The organism is Bradyrhizobium sp. UFLA01-814 (assembly GCF_046718885.1).
Taxonomy (GTDB): domain Bacteria; phylum Pseudomonadota; class Alphaproteobacteria; order Rhizobiales; family Xanthobacteraceae; genus Bradyrhizobium; species Bradyrhizobium elkanii.
This window is the reverse complement of record NZ_JAQOSR010000152.1, coordinates 1-22691: the sequence shown is the minus strand read 5'-3', so window position 1 is coordinate 22691 and position 22691 is coordinate 1. Positions and strand designations below refer to the sequence as shown.

Genomic DNA, 22691 nt, shown 5'->3' with positions numbered 1-22691 from the left:
AGGCCGCGCTTATAGAGGAAGGCATCGCGTAAAGCTAGGGTCCGGGCCAGCAAAAAGCGCCCGAAACAGCCCTCAGGGGCCGCGATTTTCGCGCCAGCAGCGCTCCACCGCGTTGGCCCGGACCATATAGGTCGCGGACAGCCTGCGGACCCCCGGCCCCGGGTTCCGGGCGCTCCTTTTGACCGGATTCGGCAGGATCGCCGCCAAAAGCGCGGCCTCGCGGGGTGACAGCCCCGCCGCCGACCGGCCGAAAGCATATTGGGCGCCGGCCTCGGCGCCGAACTGGCCGGACGGGCCCATTTCCGCGATATTAAGGTAGATTTCCAGGATCCGCTGCTTGGGCAGCACGAGATCGATCCAGAGCGCCAGCGGCAGTTCCAGCCCCTTGCGGACAACGCTGCGGCCGGACCACAGGAACAGGTTCTTGGCGACCTGCTGGGTGATGGTCGAGCCGCCGCGGGCCACCTCGCCATCCTCGGCGTCGTCGAGCACCTCGCGTAGCGCGCCCCAATCGATGCCCCGATGCTTGCAGAAATGGGCATCCTCCGAGCCGACCACGGACCGCGCCAGGTAGGGCGACATCGTGCCGAAATCGATCCAGTGCCGCGTCACCGGGGCCCCGCGCAGGGTCCGCCACGCCATCAGCGCCGAAACCGGATGGCCGGTACGATAGAACGGCGCCACCAGATATGGCAGCAACAGCAGGGCCAGCAAAAGCAGCAATAAAATTCGGACGATGCGCAAAACAGGGGTTTCCGGGGAGGACCATTCCAGGAAGGATTTGGGACCCGCCCGCCAGAACACGGCCGGCGCCGTCGACGTCTGCGGGATAATTCACGGTTTTTCCAGCACTTTTAAGGCGCATTCCGTCGCAGGGCAGGAATTGACGAAGCCGATGCCATCAACGATTGTCCGGCCGAAAATCGATCTGGAGCAATTCTTAATGACGACCGGTACTGCAGAGTTTTCCAAGCGGCTGGACCAGACCGCGGAGGATACCGAAGCCCTGCTCGCGAAACTGCTGTCCGACGCGACCGAAAGCGATGAGATCGTGCGCCCGAAGCGGCTGATCGAGGCGATGCGCTATTCGAGCCTCGGCGGCGGCAAGCGGCTCCGGCCGTTCCTCGCGGTCGAGAGCGCGGCGGTGTTCGGCATCCCGCGCGAAGCCGCCCTGCTGGTCGGCGCCGCGCTCGAATGCATCCACTGCTACTCGCTGATCCACGACGACCTGCCGGCGATGGACAATTCCGATCTGCGCCGCGGCCGCCCGACCCTGCACAAGGCCTATGACGACGCCACCGCTATCCTCGCCGGCGACGCGCTGCTCACCATCGCCTTCGACATCATCACCCGCGATGCGATCCACAAGGACGCCCAGGTCCGCCTGCTCCTGACCCGTGCGCTGGCGCGCGCCTCCGGCATCGGCGGCATGGCCGGCGGCCAGATCCTCGACCTTGCCGGCGAAGGCCGCTTCGGCGACCGCGAGCCGGTCGACGTCGCGCGCCTGCAGCAGATGAAGACCGGCGCGCTGCTCCGCTTCGGCTGCATCGCCGGCGCAATCCTAGGCCAGTCCTCGCAAAAGGAATATCAGGCGCTCGACGATTACGGCAAAGCGCTCGGCGAAGCCTTCCAGATCGCCGACGATTTGCTCGACGTCGAGGGCGACGCCGCCGCGCTCGGCAAGCCGGCCGGCGCTGACGCCGCGCTCGGCAAGACCACCTTCGTCACCCAGCTCGGCATCGATGGCGCCAAGCAGCGCGTCCGCGACCTCCTGGCGCGCGCCGATGCCGCGCTGTCGGTGTTCGGCGACCGCGGCGACGTGCTGCGCGCGGCCGCCCGCTTCGTCGCCGAGCGCAAGAACTAAAGCGGGATGAGTCTTGGTTGAATCGGCTTGGCGCGGTCTCGGTTCACCTCTCCCCGTTGGGGAGAGGTCGGATTGCGCCTGGCGATGCGAAGCATCGTCCAGTGCAATCCGGGTGAGGGCTTTTGCTCTCTCGATGGACCGTAACCCCTCACCCGATTTGCTGCGCAAATCGACCTCTCCCAAGGGAGAGGTGAACTTTCGACGCCGCTCCAGCTCAACCTAATCTCATCAGGCTCTAGCCGAAGGCACTGCGCGACATGAACAGGGAGATCGACGACCGCCTTGTTCGCTTCCGCAAGCTGCCGCTCCCGGTCCGCGTCGTCGTGGGCCGGCCGCGCACCTTCGGCTCGATCGCTTTCGGCATCCTGGCTGCGCTGCTGGTGCCGGGAGCACCGCGCATCGTCACGCGCCTGCTCGCGGGCTGGGATGCCTTCGCCGCGCTCTATCTCGTGCTCGCCTATGTGATGATGCTGCGCTGTGGCGTCGCCCATATCAAGCGAAGCGCCATGCTGCAGGACGATGGCCGTTTCCTGATCCTGCTGCTGACCGCGTTCGGCGCGCTGGCGAGCCTTGCGGCCATCGTGTTCGAGCTCGGCGCATCGAAGGGCAGCCCGGCCGGACTGGCGCTTGCAATCGTCACCATCACGCTGTCATGGGCCTTGGTGCACACCGCGTTCGCGCTGCACTACGCCCATGAGTATTATCGCGGCAAGACGCCCGGCGGATTGCAGTTTCCGAGCGGCGAGGAACATGTCGACGCCGATTACTGGGACTTCGTCTATTTCTCGTTCGTGATCGGCATGACGGCGCAGGTCTCGGACGTCGGCATCACCGACAAGATCATCCGCCGCACCGCGACCGTGCACGGCATCATCTCGTTCGTGTTCAACACCGCGCTGCTCGCCCTGATGGTCAACATCGCCGCGAGCGCGATCTAGCCGCGCCGCCTGATGAGATGCCGTGCGCGAGGCGATCGGCAAGGACTACAAGCAGCACGCCGATAACGTCGCGCGACTTATTCCCCGCCTTGCGTCACGTGCTCCTGATATTGCGGCAGATCGTCCGCTATCGTGTACCACGGCGCCTTGGAGCCGACGAAGATGTGGGCGGTCGGGCGGATCGCCGGCGCATCGCGCAGCGTGCCCATCGCGACATGGACATAGGCGCCGCCGCGGACCTGCGAATAGAGCAGCGAGCCGCAGCGGCCGCAATGCGCGTCGTGGGTGAGCTCATCGCCATAGATCAGGAGCCCATCAGCGCCGCGGACCACGGTGAATTTGTCGCGCGCGATTCCCGCGAACGGCTTGAACGCCGATCCCGTGGTGCGCCGGCAGTTCGAGCAGTGACAATTGAGCGCATAGGCAAACGCGTCGGCCACCTCGTAGCGCACGTCGCGGCAGAAGCATTCGCCGGTCAGGATATGTTCGTTCGAATTTGCAGATGCGGTCACAACTCGTCCCTCACGCAGAATTTTGTCGCCGGCCATGGCGCAATCCGGCGGTTCATGGCTAAATCCTAAAGCTCTTTCCGTTCCAATTGAATCGGAACGGGGGCTTCAGATTCGAGCTTTGACGCGTCTTCACGCGAACCGGCACCCGCTTCGCTCGAAAACGCTCCAGCCGATCCAATCCTGCCGGGAGGACCAACCAATGAGCCAAGATCGATCCAGCGTCGAAAGCGTCGTGCAAACCTATTTCGACGGTCTCTACGAGAGCAATGCCGACAAGCTCGCCGAGGCTTTTCATCCGAGCGCCGATTTGCGCTGGGTGGAGAAGGGCGAGCTGAAGGTCCTGACCGTGCCGGACTGGCTTGCCTTGGTGCGCAAGCGGACCTCGGCGAAGGCCGAAGGCAAGCCGCGCGAGGATTTTATCGTCACCATCGACCGCTCCGACGACAACACCGCCTTCATCAAGGTGCGCTGCCAGCTGCCGCCGCGCTATTTCACCGACTACCTCGTGGCGATGAAGCTCGCCGACGGCTGGCAGATCGTCTCGAAGTCGTACCGCTACGACCTCAGGGATTGATCGACCGGGCGCGGCGCGCCCGCGACGGCTTTGTGACACGCCCCAGCGGTCCGGCTCCGGCCGGACCGCATTGACTGGCGGTGGTTTCCGGGCGAATTGAGCCCGTTATGGAAGCCAAGTTTCAGATTTTTCTCACTTTGCTCGGCGTGCTGGCGGGAACCGCCCTGGTGGCGCGGCGGACCGATATCGCGCCCGCGATCCTGCTGCTGCTGGTCGGCATCGTGCTCGCCTTCGTGCCGGGCATGCCGTCGCTGGAACTGCCGCCTGAGCTGGTGCTGCTGGTGGTGCTGCCGCCGCTGATCTATTCGGCGAGCGTCGCGATGAGCTGGCGCGAGTTCAAGGCCAATCTGCGACCGATCATCCTGCTGTCGGTCGGCTGCGTGATCTTCACCGCCTTCATGGTCGCAACCGCGACCCATTATCTGATCGGCCTGCCCTGGAGCATCGGCTTCCTGCTCGGCGCCATCGTCGCGCCGCCGGACGTGGTCGCGCCGCTGGCGATCGCCCGCAAGCTCGGCATGCCCCGCCGCATCCTGGTGGTGCTCGAGGGCGAAGGGCTCGCCAATGACGCGACCGCGCTGATCCTCTACCGCTTCGCGCTCGCCGCGATCACCACCGGGCTGTTCTCGCTGCCGAAGGCGACCGGCACCTTCCTCGTCATCGTCGCCGGCGAGATCGCGTTCGGCACCGCGGTCGGCTGGCTCAGCCTGCGCGCCCGCCGCCGCGCCCGGGATCCGCAGGTCGAGATCACGCTGTCGCTGATCACGCCCTATCTCGCCTACTGGATCCCCGAGCATTTCGGCGGCAGCGGCGTGATCGCGACCGTCGCCTGCGGCCTCTACATGAGCTGGAACGGGCCGCTGCTGATCTCGGCCGCGACGCGCCTGCAGGGCATCTTCTTCTGGGACCTGATCATCTATCTGATCGAGGGCCTGCTGTTCCTCTTGACCGGCTTCCAGATGCGCTCGCTTTACGAGAAGTCGAAGTCGTTCCCGCTGCACGACATCCTCACCGCGACCGTGCTGGTCGCCGTCATCGTGATCGTCGCGCGCTTCGTCTGGGTGTTTCCCGGCACCTATCTGCCGCGCTGGATCAGCCGGCGGGTGAGCGAGCGCGATCCGCTGCCGTCGTGGCGAGCGGTGTTCGTGGTCGCCTTCACCGGTGTGCGCGGCGCGGTCTCGCTCGCCGCGGCGCTGGCGCTGCCCCTGACCCTGCCGAGCGGAGACGCCTTCCCGTATCGCGACCTGATCCTGTTCGTCGCCTTCGGCGTGATCTTCGTGACGCTGGTCGGGCTCGGCCTCACTCTGCCGCCGGTGGTGCGCTGGCTCGGCCTCGCCAGGGACGGACGCAGCGAGCACATCGCCGAGCACGAGCAGGAGATCGCGGCGCGGCGCGAGGCGCTGAACGCCGCGCTGAAGTCGCTCGATGCCATCACCGACGACCGCGAGCTTTCCGACGAGGTGATCAAGCTCTTGCGCTCGCGGCATGAGATCCGCATCAACCAGCTACCCGACTCGCTCAATCCCGACACCCACGACGTCTCCGCCACCGGCACCGAGCTGATGCGGGAGCTGATCGCCTCCGAGCGCAAGTTCATCCATATGCTGCTGCGCGACGGCAAGATCACCGACGAGACCAGGCGGCGGATCGAGCGCGACCTCGACCTCGAGGAGGCCAGCCTCGCCAACCGCGAGTATCGCAGGATTCCGCTGTAGCGAACTCCATCCCACGTCGTCCCGGGCAAGCGACTCGTCCGCCGTAGCTCAACGTGCGAAGGCGGAAGCGCGACCCGGGACCCATAACCACCGATCGATATTGTTGGACCAGGCTGTAGCCACAGCCCATTCCAACAATTTCCAACTGTGGTTATAGGTCCCTGCTTTCGCAGGGACGACCCTGAATGTGAGGCGCCGCTTTCTCCACACATCGTCCCGGGCTTGACCCGGGACCCATAACCACCGTTGCCGGTTTGGCGAAGGTTGGGGCCACAGCGTGGCACAACAACGAACACCTGTGGCTATGGGTCCCTGCTTTCGTGTTTGGTCCCTGCTGATTGGTTGGATGGAATCGGTGTAGAACGAGGCGTGGCCTTTGTCAGGGAGCACCTCGGGTCATGGAACTGAGCCTGCACGCGAACGCCACGACGACGCCGAAGACGCGCGCCTATATCCAGCGCAGCAAGAAGTCGGTTGCCGAATTGGCGACGGAACTGGGGGTCAGCGAGACCACGATCTATCGTTGGCGCGACCGCACGACGGTCGAAGATCGCTCGCACCGGCCGAAGAACCTGGTGACCAGCCTGTCGGCTGTCGAAGAAAGGGCGGTTTGCGAGCTGCGGACGTCGCTGCAGTTGCCGCTGGATGACATCGTCGAGGTGATGCAGCGATGCATCAATGCCAAGCTGTCCCGCAGCGCCATTCACCGCTGCCTGCAGCGCAACGGCATCAGCCGGCTCGCCAAGCCTGACAAACCCAAGGTCGGCATCTTCGAGACCACCAGCATCGGCTTCATCCATATCGACGTGAAATATCTGCCGGCCCTGCAGCGCCGCACCAGCTACGCCTTTGTCGCCATCGATCGCGCCACCCGCTACGTCTTTCTCGAGATCCATGCCCGGCGGGACGGCGCCACCGCGACCGGCTTCCTCGAACGCTTCCTGGCCGACTTCCCGCACCAGGTTCACACCATCCTGACCGACAACGGCGCCGAGTTCACCGACCGCTTCGCGGTCGACAAGAAGAACAAGCCGCCCGGGAAGCCTTCCGGCGACCACCCCTTTGATCGGCTCTGCAAGCAGCGCGGCATCCAGCATCGCCTGACCAGGCCTTACCACCCGCAGACCAACGGCCTCGTCGAACGCTTCAACCGGCGTATCGCCGAAGCCATTGGCCGCGAACAAAAGCGCGGCAGCGCCCGGCGGACCTTCATCGACCATGCCGATCGCGACGCCTTCATCGCCAAGTTCGTCCACGACTACAACCGGACTCGCCTCAAATGCCTCGGCTACCAGGCCCCGATCCAGGCCGTTGCTAAACTCACGGGACTGAACACTTTCGCAGGGACGACAGCGAAGGCTACTCCGCCGCGGCGTTCTGGCCGGGACCGCCGACGAAGCCAGCGGGATCGCCGAACCGTTCGATCATCACGGTGGTGAGGTCCTTGGTCTTGCTGGTGACGCAGGCGCCGGAGCGCACGGTGTAGCGATCCTGGTGCTGAGCATGGGGCGGCGCCTCGCCCTTTTGCAGCGCGCGGGCCGCCTCCATCATGAGCTTGCGGAAATGCATGATGCCGAGATCGGTCGGGCCGAGATGTTCGCGGGTGCGATCGGCGATCGGGCCCTGGCTGTCCTGCACCGCGGCGTCCTGCTCGGAAACGCCCTTGATGCCGGTGTAGCTCTTGGTCCGCTGCAGCTTGCGATCGATCAGATAGTCGTTTGCCTTGTTGCGCAGCGGCACGTAGTTTTCGTCGACGACCGCCATCACGCCGTTGCCGTTGGCGTAACCTTCCCGCTCGGCATCGGTCAGCGGGCGGTGCGGATTCCACGCATAGGTGTAGATCCAGCAATTGGTGTCGGTGACCGGCACGAAGGTCTGGCCGAACATGTTCTCGCCCGGCATCGAGCTCGGCGCGTAGCTGTGGAACGGCATCAGGAACTGGGCGATGCGCCAGTAGATATTGTCGCTGCCGGTGAGCCGTCCGCCCGCCACCGTGAGGCCCGCCTCATGCGGATTGATCTTGATCACCGGGCGCGGATCCTCGGCGATCCAGCGCATGTGATCGGTCGCGACCCGCGTCAGCGGGTTCACGAAATGCTTCTTGATGTCGAGGATCTCGTTCTCCTCCTTCTCGAAGGAGAGATGCGCGAAGGTGAAATGCGCGGTGTCGATCGAGCCTTCCACCGCCTGCACCCAGTTGCAGTCCTGCCACTTCTTGGTGACGAAGCGGTGCGAGGCCGGCAGCAGCGCCATCTCCAGCGCCGGCAGTTCGGGCATCTGATCGGCCGGGCCCATATAGGCCCAGATCATGTCGCCCCATTCGCGCACCGGATAGGACTTGATCCGGATCAGGTCCTTTGCGTTGAGGTCGGGATACGAGGTCGGCATGTCGACGCAGCGGCCGTCGGTGTCGAACTTCCAGCCGTGATAGACGCAGCGGATGCCGCATTCCTCGTTGCGGCCGAGCCAGAGATTGGCGCCGCGATGCGGGCAGTATTGATCGATGACGCCGACCACGCCTCTGGTGTCGCGGAAGGCGAGCAGCTCCTCGCCCATCACCACGATCTTCTTCGGATCGCTGTCCGGCTCCGGCAGCTCCTCCGACAGCAGCACCGGAATCCAGAACCGCCGCAGCAATTCGCCCATGCCGGTCCCCTCACCGGATTCGGTGAGGAATTTGTTGTCCTCGGCGCGAAGCATGGGCGGTCTCCCGATGGCTTTTTTTCAGTTCGTAGTTCGTAGGATGGGTGGAGCGAAGCGATACCCATCAACTTTTTGAGCCGCACGATGAGACGATGGGTTTCGCGGAGTTTATCATCGGGCCGCGCGTTGCGCGGACCCGTTGGCTCTACCCATCCTACGCACCACGCAATTCCTCACACCGGCCGCTCGCCCTTTACGGTGACGCGGGTGCCGGAGCGGGTGTGCGGCCAGTAGTCCCACATCGCACGGTGCTGGGCGCAGCGGTTGTCCCAGAACGCGATCGCGTTCTCGGTCCAGCGGAAGCGGCACTGGAACAGCGGGTTCTCGGCGTGCTGGTAGAGATAGGCCAGCATGGCGTCGCTCTCGTCGCGGGGAATGCCGACGATGAAGCGGGTGAAGCCGCGATTGACGTAGAGCGATTTCTTGCCGGTCACCGGATGGGTGCGGACCACCGGATGCTCGGCGCGGGGATATTCCCGTTTGTCGGCGACGCCGTAGTTGGCATAGAGCCCACGATAGGTCTGCTCGCCGTCATGCAGCGCGGTCAGCCCGTCGAGATAGGCCTTCATGCGGTCCGACAGCGCCTCGTAGGCGGCGTACATGTTGGCGAACAGGGTGTCGCCGCCGCGCGGCGGGCACTGCTTGATGTAGAGGATCGAGCCCATCGGCGGCTCGAGGTCGCAGGATACGTCGGTGTGCCAGCCCTCGCCATTGGCGCGCGGCGAATCCTTGTCGGCGTAGATCTTCATGAGCGCCGGATCGCCCTCATTGGGCGCGGCGGGGTGCACGTGCAGGTCGCCGAACTTGCGGCCGAAGGCGAGATGCTGGTCGGGGCTGATGTGCTGGTCGCGGAAGAAGATGACGAGGTTTTCGGCGAGCGCGCGATGGATCTCGTCCATCTGGCGGTTGGAGCGCGCATCGTCGCCGACGAGCTTGCCGATATCGACGCCGGAGATCTCCGCGCCGATGATCGGCGTCAGCTTCTCGACGCCGATGGTCTCATAGGGCTCGGATTGGTCGGCGAGGTGGCGGTAGCGCGGGCCTTGCTTGCCGGACAGCGAGCTCATGGGCGTTCTCCCGATGGTTCTTGTTTTGACCATCGTAGCCCGGATGGAGCGAAGCGCAATCCGCGCCGCAAGCATATCCGTCGTCCCGGACAAGCGTAGCGAAGCGGAGCGCAGATCCGGGACCCATAACCACAGGATCGGGTTTTGCGAAGGCTGGTAACCCGCATCTCGCGCCATAACCACGGCCTGGGGTTATGGGTCCCGGCTTTCGCCGGGACGACACTGAGTATGGGTCACGCGTGTGTGGGTTACGCGCGGAGTGAAATTACTCCGCGGCGCCCGCGGGCTCCGGCACCTTGGCGCCGCTGCCGTAACGCTGGTCGATATAGTCGATCACCAGTGCCTTGAAGTCGGCGGCAATGCCCGGGCCGCGCAGGGTGCGGAACTTCTTGCCGTCGACGAAGACAGGCGCGGCCGGCGCTTCGCCGGTGCCGGGCAGCGAGATGCCGATATTGGCGTGCTTGGATTCGCCGGGGCCGTTGACGATGCAGCCCATCACCGCGACGTTGAGCTGCTCGACGCCCGGATACTTGGTCTTCCAGGCCGGCATCTCGTCGCGGATGAAATCCTGGATCGAGCGCGCCAGTTCCTGGAACGTGGTCGAGGTGGTGCGGCCGCAGCCCGGGCAGGCCGCAACCAGCGGCACGAAGGTGCGGAAGCCCATGGTCTGCAGCAATTCCTGCGCGACCTGCACTTCCAGCGTGCGATCGCCGCCGGGCTCCGGCGTCAGCGAGATGCGGATGGTGTCGCCGATGCCCTGCTGCAGCAGGATGCCGAGCGCGGCCGAGGAGGCCACGATGCCCTTCGAGCCCATGCCGGCCTCGGTGAGGCCGAGATGGATCGCATAATCCGAGCGGCGCACGACTTCCTGATAGACCGCGATCAGGTCCTGCACGGCGGAGACCTTCGCCGAGAGGATGATCCGGTTCTTCGGCATGCCAAGCTCTTGGGCGCGCGCCGCCGACAGCAGCGCCGACTGCACCATCGCCTCGCGGGTCACCGCGCGGGCATCGCGCGGATTCGCAGACGCCGTGTTCTCGTCCATCAGCTTGGTGAGCAGCTCCTGGTCGAGCGAGCCCCAATTGGCGCCGATGCGCACCGGCTTGTTGTTCTTGTTGGCGATCTCGATGATGTCGGCGAATTGCGTATCGCGCTTGTTCTTGAAGCCGACATTGCCGGGATTGATGCGGTACTTGTCGAGCGCCTCGGCACAGGCCGGATATTCGGCGAGCAACTTGTGGCCGATATAGTGGAAGTCGCCGATCAGCGGCGTGGTGATGCCGCGCTTGCGCAGGCCGTCACGGATGTGCGGCACCGCAGCGGCGGCTTCCTCGCGGTCGACGGTGATGCGCACCATCTCGGAGCCGGCGCGGGAGAGCGCGGCGACCTGGGCGATGGTGCCGTCGACATCGGCGGTGTCGGTGTTGGTCATCGACTGCACGACGATCGGCGCACCGCCGCCGACGGCGACGTTGCCGACCATGACCTGCGTGGTTTGGTGCCGCGGCGCGGGGCCGGCGACGTCGTCTTGCGGCAAAATCTCGGGCTTGTTCATGGCGTCTCGAATATCAGGTTTTGGTGACATTCACCAAGGGGGCGATGGGCCTCGCGCGGGGCGGGCCAAACGATCATGTTTCGGAGTGAATTCAATAGCTTATGGCGCCGATTGAGGTCAAACGCAAGCCATGCAGCGGCGTCCTGCATGCCCAGCTATATTGGACCGGATTGGGGTGAATCAAAGGGCAAAGTGACAGCTTTTCATGTGACCTCGCGCATCTTAGCATCCTGTTAAGGGCACAGCGGGAGGACGTGAAATGGCCGGCCACAGCGAGCTGATCACCACGGCGGAACTTGCCGAGATCCTGACCCGGCCGGACCTTCGCCTGTTCGACTGCACGACCTATCTGGAGCCGGCCCCCGCCGGCAGCAACGTTCCCTATATTGTCGTCTCGGGCCGCCAGACGTTCGAGGCCGGCCACATTCCGGGCGCGAATTTCCTGGATTTGCAGGCCGAGTTCTCCGAGGCCCGTACCGAGCTGCGCTTCATGATGCCGCCGACAGCGCAGCTCGAAGCCGCGTTCGGCCGCCACGGCATCTCGGCGGGCAGCCGCGTCGTGCTCTATTCGATCGGCACCGCAATGTGGGCGACGCGGTTCTGGTGGATGCTGCGCTCGCTCGGCTTCGAGGGTGCCGCGGTGCTCGACGGCGGCATCGACAAATGGACCGCCGAAGGACGTGACATCGAGACCGGACTTGCCGGCGGCTATCCGCCGGCGACGTTTCCGGCACGGCCGAAGGACGGCATGTTCGTCGACAAGCATGACGTGCTCGCCGCGACCACGGAGGGCGATACCGTCATCGTCAACGCGCTCGGCCCGCAATTCTACAAGGGACTGGAGCCGAGCCGTTACGGCCGGCCCGGCCGCATCCCCGGCAGCGTCAGCGTGCCGGCGGCGACCTTGATCGATCCCAAGGCCAAGACGTTCGTGCCGCTTGAGGAGGCCGAAGCGACGTTTGCTGCGCAAGGCATCACAAAAGACAAGCGCGTCGTCGCCTATTGCGGCGGCGGCATCTCCGCGACCATCGACCTGTTTCAGCTGCATCGGCTCGGCTACGACAATCTCACGCTCTACGATGGCTCGATGGGCGAATGGGCGAAGGATGCCGAGTTGCCGATCGAAGTGGGGTAGTGGGGGCAAGCGCGGCTCCACGCGTCGTCCCGGCGAAGGCCGGGACCCATTACCACTGAAGGTGATCGTTGCGCGACGCTGGGGCCGCAGCTTTCCTTACCAACGCAATCTTGTGGTTATGGGTCCCAGCCTTCGCCGGGACGACGGTGAGTGTGTGGCGCCGTTGGTGAGTCAAACATCCGCATTCTCGCGACATGAATCGTCGGAGTCTTGAGGCGATCAAGCCGGCTTCTTGACGATCTCAAGGCCCCTTGCCGCCAATTCTTTCAGGATGCTCCGTGCGAGGTGGGAGCACTCATCCGGCTTGATCCAGCACGCGCTCCGCCAGTCCGGATCATCCTCCTTGGAGTATGCGGTGAACGCGGAGCGAATTCCGGCTTCAATTGCATCGGTGGCATCGATTGGCATCAGCGCGCCTCCACGGCCTTCCTCCCATGGGAGGGTTCACGGAGTATCGGTGGCAGTGTTGATGTAGATCAACACCGCATCAAGCGGCCTCATTCGCCGCCAATGATGTGCCGCGCTCTCACGCCGGCACATTGGGATCCGGCGTCACCTTCGGGTCGGGCTTGTTGACGAGATAGAGCCCCGCGATCACCAGCAGCGCGGCGACGCCGAACACCGCCGTCAGGGTATCGTGCATGATGAAATAGGCCGCGACGACGCCGAACAGCGGCGTGACGAAGGTGAAGGCGGACAGCTTGCTCGCGGAGTAGGTTTTCACCATCGCAAACCAGATGACAAACGTGCAGCCCACCACCCAGACCGCCTGATAGGCGAGCAGCGAGATCGACAGCGCGCTCGGCACATGCTCGATGCGCTCGCCCGCGATCCAGGCGGCGAAGCCGAGGATCGGAATCGAGATCGCGACCTGGTAGCCGAGCGCCTTTTCCGGCGCGGCCTTGCGCAGCTGTGTGCCCTTGGCGACCAGCGTGGTTGCCGCCCACAGCGCGCCGCCGCCGACCACCATGAGGTCGCCGAGCAGCACCTTGGCATCGACGTTCGGCTGCGGCACGCCGATCGCGAGCGCGACGCCGGCAAAGCTCAACGCAAGCCCGCTCCACTGCACGGTCGAGAGACGCTCGCCGAGGAACTGGTGCGAGCCGAGCGCGACGAAGAACGGCGCGGTGTAGAGGAACACCGAGGCACGCGAGGCCGAGGTGAAGACGAGGCCGGTGAAGATCAGCACGAACTCGCAGCCGAACATCAATCCGGCGATGATGCCGGGCACGAGGGTGCCGTCGCGCTCGAAGAATTTGACGCCACGCAGGTGGCCGACGATCAGCATCACCGGCAGCGCGCCGGCGGAGCGGATCAACGCCTGCAACATCGGCGGCACGTCGGGCAGCGCGAGTTTCACCGCAAGCTGGTTGAAGCCCCAGCTCACGCACAGCATCAGCATCACGGCGATGGCGCCGGGCGGCAGCCCGTGCCCGACGCTGACGGGCCTCGTGACGCTGGCGGAGATCGCTTGGGTCGACATGTTTCCTCGCGGGCCGGCTTGGTGCCGTGTTGTTAATTGCCGGTTGGGCTCCCTCGCCCCGCTCTTGCGGGGAGAGGGTTGGGGTGAGGGGCCGTCGCCGCAAATTCGATAGAGCCGAGCGTGCGGAGAGTCCCCCTCACCCGAAATTCGCTACCGCGAATTTCGACCTCTCCCCGCAAGCGGGGCGAGGTAGCTCGAAAGCAGTGCGAGTTAGCTGAAACCATCGCGCATCACGTCTTCTGGCAATGCGCGCAGGTGCCGGCGATCTCGACGACGGAGAGTTTCGGGATGAACCCCGAGGCCCGCGCCGCCGCGGTCAGGCTTTGCGCGACGGGGGCGGCCGGGATCTCGCCGACCGAGCCGCAATGGTCGCAGATCAGGAACGCCACCATCGAGGTCTCGTCATGGTCATGCGCGCAGGCGAGAAAGGCGTTGCGGCTCTCGATGCGGTGGACGAGGCCGTTCTCCATCAGGAAGTCGAGCGCGCGGTAAACGGTAATCGGTGCCGGCCGCGGCATCGTCTTGGCCAGCTCGTCGATCACCTCATAGGCGCCGAGCGGGCGATGGCTCGACAGCAGCGCCTGCAGCACCTGACGGCGGATCGGGGTGAATTTCTGGCCGCGGCGCGCGCACACCTGCTCGGCATGCGCCATCGCGTCCGCGGCGCAGCGGCCGTGATCGTGGTCGGGGGCAGGAAATGTCGGCTTGGCCAGGCTCATTGCCTCGATATGTAGCATTTGCGCGCCCGTTCCCAAAGCCCGGCTCCCAATCCCGATCCGTCGCCGCGTTGCAGCCATGTCCGCAATGCGGGGCAGCCTCGCGTTAACCCGGCATGCAGAAATCATAAGCAAGCTTATTATATCCCAAGCTTATGGAGGCAGGATCGATGCGCGGTTCGGTGGACACCGATTTCTTGTTTACGCTGGGCGAAGTGTTCCGGCTGATCCGGGTCTACGCCGACAAGGAGGCCGCGCGCTACGGCATCACCCGCGCGCAATGGGCCGTGCTGTCCAAGGTGGAACGCCAGGAGGGGTTGAAACAGACCGAGCTCGCCGAGCTGCTCGAGGTGCAGCCGATCACACTGACGCGGCTGATCGACAAGCTCTGCGACAATGGCTGGATCGAACGCCGCAGCGACGAGAACGATCGCCGCGTCAACCGCCTCTATCTGAAGAAGGCCGCGCGCCCGCTGCTCGGCAAGCTCGCCGGCCTCCGCTCCGAACTCACCGCGACCGCGCTCGAGGGCATCAGCCCCGCTGACGCGTATCGCCTGCTCACCCAATTGGAATCGATCAAGGAAAACGTTCGCAATGCCGTCCAAACCCCAGCCGGCGAGCCCTCCCGAAAGGAACAGCGCTATGGCTGAACCCGTCCTCAAGCTGGCGCCCGAGCAGAAGAGCAATCCGGGCGAGCCTGCGCCGTCGGGCAAGGCCAGCCGCGCGCCGCGCCGTCGCCTGATGGCGGGCCTGCGGCGCTATCGCCGGGTGCTGCTGCTGGTCGTGCTGCCGACGCTCGCTGCGATCGGCGGCATCGTGTTCTATCTCAATGGCGGCCGCTATGTCGGCACCGACGACGCCTATGTCGGCGCGCAGAAGGTGCTGATCACGCCGGAAATCTCCGGCAAGATCGACAAGATCGTCGTGAAGGAAGGCCAGCACGTCAGGAAGGGCGACGAGCTGTTCGAGATCGACCCGGTGCCGTTCCGCCTCGCGGTGGCGCAGGCCAAGGCCGCGCTCGACCAGACCAGGACCACCTATGACAACCTGGTCGACAACATCAAGATCAACGGCAGGATGCTGGAATTCGCCCAGCAGAGCATCGAATTGAAGAAGCGCGACGTCGAGCGCAAGTCGACGCTGGCCAAGCAGAATTTCGGCTCGCAGCTCGACCTCGACAACGCGGCGAACGCGCAAGTGACGGCCGAGAGTCTGGCGCAATACATCAGGCAGCAGATCTCCAAGGACAAGACGCAGCTGCTCGGCGATATCGACCTGCCGATCGAGCAGTTCCCGCCCTACGCCCAGGCCAAGGCCAAGCTCGACGACGCCCAGCGCAATCTCGACCACACCGTGCTGCGCGCGCCGATGGACGGCGTCGCGACCCAGGTCGACCAGATCCAGCTCGGCCGCTTCGTCGCCGCCGGCTCGCCGGTGTTCTCGGTCATCGATGTCGACCATCCCTGGGTCGACGCCAATCCGAAGGAAAGCGACTTCACCTATGTCGCGGTCGGCCAGCCGGTTGAGCTCGACGTCGACGCGTTCCCGAACCATCAGTTCAGGGGCAAGGTCGGCTCGCTGTCGCCCGGCACTGGCGCGCAGTTCGCGATCCTGCCGCCGCAGAACGCGACCGGCAACTTCGTCAAGGTGGTGCAGCGCGTGCCGGTGCGGATCTATTTCGACGAGAACGATCCGTTCGTGAAGAAGCTGAAAGCCGGCATGAGCGTCTACGCGACGATCGACACCAACCACCGCCGCACGCTGGCCGGCCTGCTCGGGCTGGCGCCGGCCTCGGCGCACCCGGACCACGAATAGAGATAAGAAGCGGTCGATAGTCGACCGCAGAGATAGTGCGCCCCCTCTCCCGCTTGCGGGGGAGGGCCGGGGTGGGGGCTTTCTCCACGAGTCATGTTGTGGAGAGAGCCCCCACCCGGCGCTACGCGCCGACCTCCCCCGCAAGCGGGAGAGGTGACTCCAACGCTCGAACAGGACCGACCTGAATGAATGCACCGTCACCATCAGCCGTGCCCGGCATGCGCCGGAACATGGTGACGATCTGCGCGATGACCGCGACGATCATGCAGGCGCTCGACACCACGATCGCCAACGTCGCGCTGCCCTATATGCAGGGCTCGCTGTCGGCCTCGCAGGACCAGATCAACTGGGTGCTGACCTCCTACATCGTCGCGGCCGCGATCATGACCGCGCCGGTCGGCTGGATCGCCAACCGCTATGGCAGGAAGCGCATCTTCATCATCTGCTCGGCCGGCTTCACGGTCGCCTCGGTGTTCTGCGGCCTGGCGCAGGACATCAACCAGATGGTGCTGTTCCGCCTGCTGCAGGGCGTGTTCGGCGCGGCGCTGGTGCCGCTGTCGCAGGCGGTGATGCTCGACTCCTACGCGCTGCATGAGCGTGCCAAAGCGATGTCGATCTGGGGCATGGGCGTGATGATGGGCCCGATCATGGGTCCCTCGCTCGGCGCCTGGCTGACCGAGACCTATTCCTGGCACTGGGTGTTCTTCGTCAACCTGCCGTTCGGCGCGATCACCGTGCTCGGCCTTGCGGTCTTCATGGACGAGACCAAGCAGGACCTCAATCTGCGCTTCGACTGGTTCGGGTTCGGTGCGCTCGCGGTCGCAATCGGTTCGCTGCAGCTCGCGCTCGACCGCGGCGAGCAGCTCGGCTGGCTCGAATCCAACGAGATCATGATCGAATTCATCGTCTCCGCGGTCGGCTTCTACTATTTCTTCGCCCATTCGCTGACGACCAGCCGGCCCTTCATCCAGTTCGCGCTGTTCAAGGACAAGAACTTCCTCGGCGGCTGCGTGTTCATGACTGTCATGGGCCTCGTGCTGTATTCGACCATGGCGTTGTCCTCGCCCTATCTGCAGAACGTGGTCGGCTACCCGATCATCACCGCGGGCCTGTTGTTGGCGACCCGCGGCGCCGGCACCTTCGTCGCGATGATGCTGGTCGGCCGCATGATGCGCTACATCGAGGCGCGCACGCTGATCATCTCCGGCCTGGCGCTGACCGCGGCCTCGCTGTTCCAGATGACCGGCTGGACCGACATGACGCAGGCCAACGAGATCATCGTCGTCAGCGTGGTTCAGGGCTTTGGCTTCGGCCTCGTGTTCGTGCCGCTGTCGACGGTGGCGTTCATGTCGCTGCCCAACCATCTGCGCACCGACGGCACCTCGATGCTGACGCTGCTGCGCAACGTCGCAAGCTCGGTCGGCATCTCGATCGTGATCGCGCAGCTGACGGAAGGCGGACGGCGGATCTACGCAAAGCTGTCGGAGCAGATCAACCCGTTCAACCACGCGCTGCAGATGCCCGACGTATCGGGCATGATCAACCTCAACACCGATGCCGGCCGCGCGATGGCCGACAGGATGGTGGCGGCGCAGTCGCAGATCATCGCGTTCTCGCATGACTACCAGCTGGTGATGCTGTTCATCCTGGTCTCGATCCCGCTCGCGCTGATGATCGGCTCGACCAAGGCCACGCTGCGCTCGCAGTCCGCGCCGTCGGACCATGCCGCGGTGATGGAGTAGGTTTCAACGTCTATGTGTCCGATAGCGCGCCCCTCACCGCTTTATCGGTGTCATCGCCCGGCTTGACCGGGCGATCCAGTACGCCGCGGCCTATCGGCTCAAGCACTGCGGCCTCTGGAATACTGGGTCGCCCGGTCGAGCCGGGCGACGACAGTCTTTGTTGCGGCCAACCCTCCTAAAGCGCAAGACGCCGCAGCCGCAAGCCGCGTTGACTTTCCGACCTCGCCTCCCAATACTCCGCGAAAACAAGCAAGACCCGTCACACAACTGACGGTTTCAGGGGAGGACGCGATGCCGACTTCACGCAGGACGCTGCTGAAGACTTCAGCGGCTGCCGCCGCTGCTTTCAGCTTGGATTGGACACGGGCACAGGCGCAGGCCGAAACGGTCCGGATCGGTGTGATCTACGACCTGACCGGCCCGTTCGCCGCCGGCGGCTCGGTCGCCTCCTCGATCGGCACCCAGATCGCGATCGACCTCGTCAACGAGAAGGGCGGTGTCGGCGGAAAATACAAGATCGCGCCGGTCAACGTCGATTCCCAGAGCAAGCCCGATGTCGCGATCAACGAGGCCAATCGCCTGATCGACCAGGAGAAGGTCGACATCCTCAACGGCGTGTTCGCAAGCTCGCACGCGGTGCCGCTCGCCGCCAAGGTCGAGCAGCAGAAGCGGATCCTGTGGATCACGACCGCGGTCTCGACCGCCGTGTTCAAGGACAAGAACCTGCAATACGTATTCCGCGCGCAGATCCATTCCGACCAGTATGGCCAGGCCTTCGCGAGCTTCATCAATGAGCACGCCAAGGCCAAGCTCGGCATGGAGCCGAAGGACGTCAAGGTGGCGCTGATCCACGAGGACGGGCCCTATGGCGTCGGCGTCGCCGCCGCGGACGAAGCCTTCGCCAAAGAGGTCGGGCTGCAGGTGGTGCTGAAGGAGGGCTATTCGGCGTCCGCGCCCGATCTCTCGGTGCTGGTCACCAAGCTGAAGCGCGCCAAGGCCGACGTGATCTCGCATGCCGGCTACAATCCCGACATCACGCTGTTCCTGCGCCAGGCGCGCGAGAGCGGGCTGAAGTTCAAGATGCTGTTCGGCGCCGGCGCCGGCTACAGCCAGCTCGACAAGCTGCGCGCGACCTTCGGCGCCGACATCGACAATTTCTGCAACATCGATCCCGTTCCGGCGCAGCTGCTCGATCCCGCCAAGCTCGCACCCGGCGTCGGCGACCTCACCAAGACCATGGTCGCGCGCTACCGCGAGAAGACCAATGCAACCGAAGTGCCGCCGCACTGCTCGATGGGCTTCAACCAGGCCTGGATTCTGCTCAACAATGTGCTGCCGGTCGCCAAGGACAAGTATGGCGGCTTCGATCCCGAGGCGATCCGCAAGGCGGCGCTCGACGTCGACATTCCCACTGGCGGCACCATCCAGGGCTACGGCGTGAAGTTCTATCCGCCGGGCACGCCGCTGTCCGGCCAGAACGAGCGCTCGACGCCGGTCGTGATGCAGAACGCCGGCGAGCGCATCACCGTGGTGTGGCCGACCAATATCCGCACGCAGGATCCGGTGTTCCCGCTGCCGAAGGGCTCGGTGTACGCGGCGTAGATTTCGGCCTCTTGCAGCATGCTGGGAGCTCAGTCCGTCATCCTGAGGAGCGGCCTCTTGGCCGCGTCTCGAAGGATCGACGGCCAGCAGCGGGGCCGCGCACCCTTCGAGGCTCGCTCCGCTCGCGCCTCAGGATGACGGATCTGGCATGGGCAAGCGAGACGAGAGCAAGCCCGCTGTTGTCCTTAGCCTACAGTACCACCCGCCTGCCCTCATCCGCCGCCCAATAGCCGGCGTAGTTCACCTTGGTCGTCTCATACGCCAGCGCGAGGTCGGCGAGCGGCTGCCGCCCGGTCGCCACGCATTCCATGAAGTCCTGGATCTCCTGCAGGTAGCCGCGGGTCCATTCCTCCTCGAGGCAGACATACTGCCAGCCGGTTTTGCGATCGACCTTTTCGGTGATGTAGACCGAGGCGAGCTTCTCCTCGGAGGTCTGGTAGCTGGTCAGATGCGTGTTCGGGGTGATGTTGGCGAACAGCGAGCCGCCGCTCGTATAGGTCTCGATCAAATTGCGTACGCCGCCCATGATCATGTCGCCCGAAAACACCGTGGCCTTGGTGCCGTCGGAGAAGGTTGCGGTCAGCGTGCCCCAATCCTCGACATCGACGGGATTGGCCTTGATGTAGGCGCGCTCCTCCGGCTTGAGGCCGGCGGTGACATTGCCGACGTCGCAGGTGACGCTGGCGACCGTGATGGTCTCGCCGCGTGCTTTCGCCTCGACCTGCTTGAGATAGAGCACCGCCGACAGGGGATGACAGCCCATCCGGATCAGCGAGCCGCCGCCGGTCATCGCCCACTCGGCGGCATGCGCGGCATGCGAGCCGGAATGGCTCTCCTCGCCCTTCATGAACAGGATCTTGTCGCCGGTGGCGCGGATGATCTCCGCGGTCTTGGTCACCGCCGGCGCGTAGATCCAGTCCTCGGCATACATGAAGAGTTGTCCGCTTCGCTCGATCGCGGCACGGGTCACCTCCATCTCCTCCATCACCCGCTGGTACATCAGCGCTTTGGGCACATGCTTGCCGATCGGCGCCTTGTCGCCGTCGCGGCCGAAATAACCGCTGAACGGCTTCTCGCAGATCACGTGCTTGCCGGCCTGCATCGCCTCGACGATCATCCCAGCATGCAGATTGGGCGGCGTGCAGATGTCGATGACGTCGATATCAGCGTCGGCGATCAGCTCGGCAAAGCTGCGACAGGCATTCGGGATTGCGTGCTTGCGGGCGAACGCATTGACATGATCGCCGCGCGCCGCGACCGCCCTCACCTCGACGTCGACGCCATAGACGCGCCGGTAGGCAACCATGTGCAGCTCCGACACGAAGCCGCAGCCGGCCAGCCCGATCCTGATTTTTGTCATTTGATGTCTCCGCCCTTCAGGCGGGCGGAGAGTAGCGTGCGGCCATCACCGCGTCGAACGCATTTGCCATGACATCAGTCGAAGGCATCATCGTCGTGAACAATTCGAACGCGTCCGCTGCTGCGTAGATCGCGAGATCGCGCCCGGTCAGGACTTTGGCGCCCTTTGCCTTGGCCGCCAACAGCAACGGCGTCCACAGCGGCGTATAGACGGCGTCGGCGACCCACATCGACGAATGCAACAAGCTCTCCGGCACGGGACTGTCGCGGTTCGGCAGCATGCCGAACGGCGTTGCATTGACGACGCCGGTCGCGCCGTCGACCGCGCCCTCGACGCTGGCGACACCACGGACCGCATGACGGCCGGCCAACTGACCGGCCAGCCGCGCGACCTTCGCGGCATCGGCGTCGAAGACGCGGAGTTCACCGACGCCGAGGCCGGCGAGCGCGAAGGCGATCGCCTTGCCGACGCCGCCGGCACCGATCAGCGCGATCGGGCCGCGCGGCGCTGATGCAAGCAGCGGCGCGATCGCACGCACAAAACCTGACGCGTCGGTGTTGTGCCCGACCAGCCGCGCACCATCGGCGACGATGGTGTTGACCGCGCCGATCGCGCGCGCATCGGGTGCGAGGTCGTCGAGCAGTTCGACGACCGCCTCCTTGTAGGGAAAGGTGACGTTGACGTCGGCAAAGCCGAGCCGCCTGATGCCCTCAAGCATCGCACGCAGATCGTCGCGGCCGGCGCCCTCGACCTCGATCAGCTGGTAGTGACAGCGGACGCCGAGCGCTGCAGCGGCTGCTTCGTGCATCGCAGGCGCCGCCGAATGCGCGATCGGATAGCCAATCAGGCCCGTCAGGAAACGGTCGCGCATTGTCCCTCACGTCAGTCACGTTCAGCTCATGCGGTCGAGCCGAGCATAGCTGTCTTCCATGCCGTGCTCCATGCCAGTCGCGAGCATCGCCGCGCGCGTTTCGGCATCCGGCAGCGTCATCCGCATCGTCATCAAGGTGCCGTCGCCGTCGGGCGCGAAGCGCGTCTCGACGTGATTGTCCGGCGTCGGATCCGGCAGATGCATGCGCTCGACATGCACGATGCGGCTGAACGGCTCGAGTGCGAGATATTCGCCGGTCAGATGGAAGCCGCCGCCCTTGCCGTCGGTCCATTCGTAGCGAATCCGGCCGCCGGGCTTCGCCTCGCTGATGCAGACCGGCATGGTCCAGCCGTCGGGACCGAGCAGCCATTTCTGCAACAGCTCCGGCTCGGTATGCGCGCGATACACCGCCTCGGGCGGCGCGACGAAGCGCCTGGTCACGACGACATAGCGGTCGCCTTCGGTCTTCAGCGTCAACTTGCTCATGGGGATACCCTTCACTGCTCAGGCTTCATTGCGGCCAGCACGCCGTCCAGCCGGTCGTAATTGGTTTCCAGCGCGCGGCGCAGCATGCCGAGCCATTGATCGATCTCGGCAACCGCTGATGGCGCCAGCCGGCACGGCCGCTTGGTGCCCTCGATGCGCCGGACGATCAGGCCCGCGCCCTCGAGCACCTTGAGATGGCGGGAAATCGCGGGCTGGGTCATGTCGAACGGCTCGACCAGTTCCATCACAGTTGCCTCGCCCAGCGCGAGACGCGCCAGGATCGCCCGGCGAGTCGGGTCGGCGAGCGCGGAAAAGGCGGCATCGAGGTTGGCCATGCTTGATCTCGTTCGGTTATATAACGTATGTGTTATATAACCGATGACGCATGGTCAAGCGAAATCCGCTGCGGCGAACGCGCCGCAGCGGATTCCGGTCGTGCCTTCAATGCTGGAATTGCGCGCCGTTCGCGGCGCGCAGCTAAAGCGGGATGGGTTTAGGTTGAATCGATTTGGGATTCCCAAATCAGTGTGTTTCTGATTCACCATGCTGGCTG

General features: G+C 64.9%; 22 protein-coding genes. 10 read left to right on the top strand and 12 right to left on the bottom strand.

The window, feature by feature from the left end; genetic code table 11:
• Window positions 1-72: 72 nt before the first annotated feature.
• Entirely contained in the window at window positions 73-744 is a 672-nt protein-coding gene (gene mtgA / locus PMN64_RS33610) for a monofunctional biosynthetic peptidoglycan transglycosylase (RefSeq protein WP_411783786.1), read from the bottom strand.
• 199 nt (window positions 745-943) lie between these two features.
• Here mtgA and PMN64_RS33605 point away from each other — a divergent pair, with 199 nt between their 5' ends.
• Both PMN64_RS33605 and PMN64_RS33600 read left to right on the top strand, forming a co-directional pair.
• Window positions 944-1864, top strand: a complete 921-nt coding sequence (locus tag PMN64_RS33605; protein ID WP_411783785.1) for a polyprenyl synthetase family protein — start codon at window positions 944-946, stop codon at window positions 1862-1864.
• Window positions 1865-2121: 257 nt separating this feature from the next.
• Window positions 2122-2802 carry a DUF1345 domain-containing protein gene (locus PMN64_RS33600; RefSeq protein ID WP_411783784.1) on the top strand — a complete coding sequence of 227 codons (681 nt, stop codon included), beginning with the start codon at window positions 2122-2124 and terminating at the stop codon, window positions 2800-2802.
• Between the two features lie 77 nt (window positions 2803-2879).
• Here the strand turns inward: PMN64_RS33600 and PMN64_RS33595 are convergent, their stop codons facing one another.
• Entirely contained in the window at window positions 2880-3314 is a 435-nt protein-coding gene (locus PMN64_RS33595) for a GFA family protein (RefSeq protein WP_411783783.1), read from the bottom strand.
• Window positions 3315-3513: 199 nt separating this feature from the next.
• On the opposite strand from PMN64_RS33595, the gene PMN64_RS33590 reads away from it, so the two are divergent.
• The 3 genes from PMN64_RS33590 to PMN64_RS33580 all read left to right on the top strand — a co-directional run bounded on the left by PMN64_RS33590 (window position 3514) and on the right by PMN64_RS33580 (window position 7042).
• A complete protein-coding gene (locus tag PMN64_RS33590) occupies window positions 3514-3888 on the top strand; it encodes a nuclear transport factor 2 family protein (RefSeq protein ID WP_016847513.1) in 375 nt (124 codons plus the stop codon).
• Between the two features lie 107 nt (window positions 3889-3995).
• Window positions 3996-5603 carry a Na+/H+ antiporter gene (locus tag PMN64_RS33585; protein WP_411783782.1) on the top strand — a complete coding sequence of 536 codons (1608 nt, stop codon included), beginning with the start codon at window positions 3996-3998 and terminating at the stop codon, window positions 5601-5603.
• A 398-nt stretch (window positions 5604-6001) separates the two neighbouring features.
• Window positions 6002-7042 (top strand): IS481 family transposase, encoded by a 1041-nt coding sequence (locus PMN64_RS33580; protein ID WP_411783781.1) that lies wholly within the window; start codon window positions 6002-6004, stop codon window positions 7040-7042.
• Here PMN64_RS33580 and PMN64_RS33575 read toward each other — a convergent pair.
• From PMN64_RS33575 to ispG, 3 genes are all read right to left on the bottom strand, one after another.
• On the bottom strand, window positions 6963-8303 hold the full coding sequence (locus PMN64_RS33575; protein WP_411783780.1) for a Rieske 2Fe-2S domain-containing protein: 1341 nt from the start codon (window positions 8301-8303) through the stop codon (window positions 6963-6965). The two genes, PMN64_RS33580 and PMN64_RS33575, sit on opposite strands and share 80 nt — an antisense overlap.
• Window positions 8304-8479: 176 nt before the next feature.
• Entirely contained in the window at window positions 8480-9373 is an 894-nt protein-coding gene (locus PMN64_RS33570; protein WP_411783779.1) for a TauD/TfdA dioxygenase family protein, read from the bottom strand.
• Between the two features lie 265 nt (window positions 9374-9638).
• The gene (gene ispG / locus PMN64_RS33565) at window positions 9639-10928 is read right to left on the bottom strand and encodes a flavodoxin-dependent (E)-4-hydroxy-3-methylbut-2-enyl-diphosphate synthase (protein ID WP_411783778.1); all 1290 of its coding nucleotides are present in this window, start codon (window positions 10926-10928) and stop codon (window positions 9639-9641) included.
• 259 nt (window positions 10929-11187) lie between these two features.
• Here ispG and PMN64_RS33560 point away from each other — a divergent pair, with 259 nt between their 5' ends.
• Window positions 11188-12063 carry a sulfurtransferase gene (locus PMN64_RS33560; RefSeq protein WP_411783777.1) on the top strand — a complete coding sequence of 292 codons (876 nt, stop codon included), beginning with the start codon at window positions 11188-11190 and terminating at the stop codon, window positions 12061-12063.
• Window positions 12064-12282: 219 nt separating this feature from the next.
• Here the strand turns inward: PMN64_RS33560 and PMN64_RS33555 are convergent, their stop codons facing one another.
• From PMN64_RS33555 to PMN64_RS33545, 3 genes are all read right to left on the bottom strand, one after another.
• On the bottom strand, window positions 12283-12471 hold the full coding sequence (locus tag PMN64_RS33555) for a hypothetical protein (RefSeq protein WP_038387623.1): 189 nt from the start codon (window positions 12469-12471) through the stop codon (window positions 12283-12285).
• Between the two features lie 118 nt (window positions 12472-12589).
• A complete protein-coding gene (locus PMN64_RS33550; protein WP_304497765.1) occupies window positions 12590-13546 on the bottom strand; it encodes a DMT family transporter in 957 nt (318 codons plus the stop codon).
• Between the two features lie 230 nt (window positions 13547-13776).
• The gene (locus PMN64_RS33545; RefSeq protein WP_026191999.1) at window positions 13777-14265 is read right to left on the bottom strand and encodes a Fur family transcriptional regulator; all 489 of its coding nucleotides are present in this window, start codon (window positions 14263-14265) and stop codon (window positions 13777-13779) included.
• Window positions 14266-14432: 167 nt separating this feature from the next.
• Between PMN64_RS33545 and PMN64_RS33540 the strand changes: the two genes are divergently transcribed.
• From PMN64_RS33540 to PMN64_RS33525, 4 genes are all read left to right on the top strand, one after another.
• On the top strand, window positions 14433-14912 hold the full coding sequence (locus tag PMN64_RS33540; protein ID WP_085970781.1) for a MarR family winged helix-turn-helix transcriptional regulator: 480 nt from the start codon (window positions 14433-14435) through the stop codon (window positions 14910-14912).
• A complete protein-coding gene (locus tag PMN64_RS33535) occupies window positions 14905-16077 on the top strand; it encodes an HlyD family secretion protein (RefSeq protein WP_411783776.1) in 1173 nt (390 codons plus the stop codon). Before PMN64_RS33540 ends, PMN64_RS33535 begins: the two co-directional genes overlap by 8 nt.
• Before the next feature lie 185 nt (window positions 16078-16262).
• Window positions 16263-17819, top strand: coding sequence for an MDR family MFS transporter (locus PMN64_RS33530; RefSeq protein WP_411783775.1), 1557 nt, complete (start codon window positions 16263-16265; stop codon window positions 17817-17819).
• A gap of 291 nt (window positions 17820-18110) precedes the next feature.
• Window positions 18111-19421, top strand: a complete 1311-nt coding sequence (locus PMN64_RS33525; RefSeq protein ID WP_411783774.1) for an ABC transporter substrate-binding protein — start codon at window positions 18111-18113, stop codon at window positions 19419-19421.
• 190 nt (window positions 19422-19611) lie between these two features.
• Here PMN64_RS33525 and PMN64_RS33520 read toward each other — a convergent pair whose 3' ends face one another.
• The 4 genes from PMN64_RS33520 to PMN64_RS33505 are packed head-to-tail and all read right to left on the bottom strand — an operon-like array spanning window position 19612 to window position 22473.
• Window positions 19612-20781, bottom strand: coding sequence for a Gfo/Idh/MocA family protein (locus tag PMN64_RS33520; RefSeq protein ID WP_411783773.1), 1170 nt, complete (start codon window positions 20779-20781; stop codon window positions 19612-19614).
• Window positions 20782-20797: 16 nt separating this feature from the next.
• Entirely contained in the window at window positions 20798-21652 is an 855-nt protein-coding gene (locus tag PMN64_RS33515; protein WP_411783772.1) for a shikimate dehydrogenase, read from the bottom strand.
• Between the two features lie 21 nt (window positions 21653-21673).
• Window positions 21674-22138, bottom strand: a complete 465-nt coding sequence (locus tag PMN64_RS33510; RefSeq protein WP_028344907.1) for an SRPBCC domain-containing protein — start codon at window positions 22136-22138, stop codon at window positions 21674-21676.
• 11 nt (window positions 22139-22149) lie between these two features.
• Window positions 22150-22473, bottom strand: a complete 324-nt coding sequence (locus tag PMN64_RS33505) for an ArsR/SmtB family transcription factor (RefSeq protein WP_028344906.1) — start codon at window positions 22471-22473, stop codon at window positions 22150-22152.
• Window positions 22474-22691 lie beyond the last annotated feature (218 nt).

Coding starts and splice junctions, on each gene's coding strand:
- PMN64_RS33605 (WP_411783785.1), top strand. CDS start 944: ATGACGACCGGTACTGCAGAGTTTTCCAAGCGGCTGGACCAGACCGCG.
- PMN64_RS33600 (WP_411783784.1), top strand. CDS start 2,122: ATGAACAGGGAGATCGACGACCGCCTTGTTCGCTTCCGCAAGCTGCCG.
- PMN64_RS33590 (WP_016847513.1), top strand. CDS start 3,514: ATGAGCCAAGATCGATCCAGCGTCGAAAGCGTCGTGCAAACCTATTTC.
- PMN64_RS33585 (WP_411783782.1), top strand. CDS start 3,996: ATGGAAGCCAAGTTTCAGATTTTTCTCACTTTGCTCGGCGTGCTGGCG.
- PMN64_RS33580 (WP_411783781.1), top strand. CDS start 6,002: ATGGAACTGAGCCTGCACGCGAACGCCACGACGACGCCGAAGACGCGC.
- PMN64_RS33575 (WP_411783780.1), bottom strand. CDS start 8,303: ATGCTTCGCGCCGAGGACAACAAATTCCTCACCGAATCCGGTGAGGGG.
- PMN64_RS33570 (WP_411783779.1), bottom strand. CDS start 9,373: ATGAGCTCGCTGTCCGGCAAGCAAGGCCCGCGCTACCGCCACCTCGCC.
- ispG (WP_411783778.1), bottom strand. CDS start 10,928: ATGAACAAGCCCGAGATTTTGCCGCAAGACGACGTCGCCGGCCCCGCG.
- PMN64_RS33560 (WP_411783777.1), top strand. CDS start 11,188: ATGGCCGGCCACAGCGAGCTGATCACCACGGCGGAACTTGCCGAGATC.
- PMN64_RS33555 (WP_038387623.1), bottom strand. CDS start 12,471: ATGCCAATCGATGCCACCGATGCAATTGAAGCCGGAATTCGCTCCGCG.
- PMN64_RS33550 (WP_304497765.1), bottom strand. CDS start 13,546: ATGTCGACCCAAGCGATCTCCGCCAGCGTCACGAGGCCCGTCAGCGTC.
- PMN64_RS33545 (WP_026191999.1), bottom strand. CDS start 14,265: ATGAGCCTGGCCAAGCCGACATTTCCTGCCCCCGACCACGATCACGGC.
- PMN64_RS33540 (WP_085970781.1), top strand. CDS start 14,433: ATGCGCGGTTCGGTGGACACCGATTTCTTGTTTACGCTGGGCGAAGTG.
- PMN64_RS33535 (WP_411783776.1), top strand. CDS start 14,905: ATGGCTGAACCCGTCCTCAAGCTGGCGCCCGAGCAGAAGAGCAATCCG.
- PMN64_RS33530 (WP_411783775.1), top strand. CDS start 16,263: ATGAATGCACCGTCACCATCAGCCGTGCCCGGCATGCGCCGGAACATG.
- PMN64_RS33525 (WP_411783774.1), top strand. CDS start 18,111: ATGCCGACTTCACGCAGGACGCTGCTGAAGACTTCAGCGGCTGCCGCC.
- PMN64_RS33520 (WP_411783773.1), bottom strand. CDS start 20,781: ATGACAAAAATCAGGATCGGGCTGGCCGGCTGCGGCTTCGTGTCGGAG.
- PMN64_RS33515 (WP_411783772.1), bottom strand. CDS start 21,652: ATGCGCGACCGTTTCCTGACGGGCCTGATTGGCTATCCGATCGCGCAT.
- PMN64_RS33510 (WP_028344907.1), bottom strand. CDS start 22,138: ATGAGCAAGTTGACGCTGAAGACCGAAGGCGACCGCTATGTCGTCGTG.
- PMN64_RS33505 (WP_028344906.1), bottom strand. CDS start 22,473: ATGGCCAACCTCGATGCCGCCTTTTCCGCGCTCGCCGACCCGACTCGC.